This window comes from Sphingopyxis sp. L1A2A (assembly GCF_005502465.1).
Lineage (GTDB): Bacteria > Pseudomonadota > Alphaproteobacteria > Sphingomonadales > Sphingomonadaceae > Sphingopyxis.
Genome location: NZ_SCOT01000070.1, coordinates 1 through 1,499, shown reverse-complemented (window position 1 = coordinate 1,499; position 1,499 = coordinate 1). Strand labels below are relative to the sequence as shown.

General features: G+C 63.6%; 2 protein-coding genes and 1 pseudogene. All 3 read right to left on the bottom strand.

What is annotated here, in order from left to right; translation table 11 throughout:
• Positions 1–719: outer membrane beta-barrel protein (locus FFS68_RS17755; protein WP_137754526.1), on the bottom strand; the 719-nt coding region annotated here is incomplete at its 3' end.
• Between the two features lie 130 nt (positions 720–849).
• On the bottom strand, positions 850–1,302 hold the full coding sequence (locus FFS68_RS17750; RefSeq protein ID WP_137754525.1) for a DUF2793 domain-containing protein: 453 nt from the start codon (positions 1,300–1,302) through the stop codon (positions 850–852).
• Positions 1,303–1,315: 13 nt separating this feature from the next.
• Positions 1,316–1,499: pseudogene (locus FFS68_RS18255) on the bottom strand (hypothetical protein); the annotation flags it as partial.

Genomic DNA, 1,499 nt, shown 5'->3' with positions numbered 1-1,499 from the left:
GGCGGCGGCGGCGGCGGCGGCGGTGCCGGCGGCGGCGGCGGCTCTGCACCACCGAAGTTGTACGTCAGCGTGCCCAGGATCGAGTGCGAACGGAAGCGCGTCGAAACATCGCGACCGGCCTGATCGACCAGATCAACGTTATCGACGTTGAAGAAGCGATACTTCAGGCCAACGTCCCAGTTGGTGCTCAGCGGCGCGCGAACGCCGGCGATTGCCTGCCAGGCAAAGCCCGTGTCCGAATCGTCGATGAACGGACCGGCGAACACGGGTTCAACCGACACGCGGGCAACACCGGCACCACCGCCGACAAAGCCCTGAAGGCCGTCGTCGTCACCGAAGTCGAGCATGCCGTTGACCATGAAGCTCAGCGCGTTGGTGTCGCCATTCAGCGCGGTCGAACCGGTGAAGGTTCCGCGACCGTTTGCGCTGTTCGGAATCCCGGGGGTGGTGAAGCGGCCCGACTTGATGTCGGCTTCACGATAGCCGACTTCGACTTCAGCGCGGAAACCGCCGAAATCATAACCGACGGTACCTTCGAAATCATATCCAGCACGATGATCGAGCGAACCGGCATTGTTAACGGTGCCAATATCGAGATCAAGGTCTTCGACCAGCATAGCGCCAGCACCAACACCCACGTACCAGGAGTCGTCGCGCGCCAGAGCAGGCGAAGCCAGGGCGGTGGAGGCCAATGCCATAGCGACGGCAAGCTTCCTCATAGTAATTCCCCTTTCAAATTGAGATATACGTCTCGGCAGACGTCCTACCCGCCGCTTTGGTTCCGTGCAAGTGAACAAATCGTCAATCTGTTGCCAAAAAGTCGCACTTTAAAAACCAAAGAACAGAAATTCAGCCTGAGATCAGAAGACCCTGCGCCCCAAGCTGCGCGATCAGCGTGGCGAGGATGCTACGCGCTTCGGCGTCGACTGTCGAGCCGCCTGACGGGGCGCTGATCGCGACCGGCGCCACCCATTCTCCTCCCTCGAATCGTAGCCGTGCGCCGTCGGTCAGGCGCGTCACCCGCATCGCCTGCCGCGGGGCGGGGAAGCGCCACCCACCCACGGTCCAAAGCGCCATCGCCGTTGCGTGCCCGGCCCAGTCGCCGGTCGGCGCGGCGCCGACCAGCCAGCATTGCCCCGGCTCCGGCGCCGAGGGCGGGTCGTTCAGCGGCCCCGCCACGACCGCGGCATGAACCAGCGCGTCGATCAGCGTCAGCGCCTCATTGTGCGTCATCTCTTTCTGCGCCTGCGCCACCGCCAGCAACGGCAAGGCAAAGCGCGGGGTCAGCGGCATATCGGTCATGGCATCATCCTCTTCAGGTCAGCAACAGAGACAGCGGCGGCGACAGCGCGAAATCCCCGACCTGGCGAATCAGGATCGCGGTTCCGGGTTCAACCGACACGCGGGCAACACCGGCACCACCGCCGACAAAGCCCTGAAGGCCGTCGTCGTCACCGAAGTCGAGCATGCCGTTGACCATGAAGCTCAGCGCGTTGGTG

What these genes read in the sequence shown, in the direction of transcription:
- FFS68_RS17750 (WP_137754525.1), bottom strand. Translation starts at nt 1,302, where the DNA reads ATGACCGATATGCCGCTGACCCCGCGCTTTGCCTTGCCGTTGCTGGCG.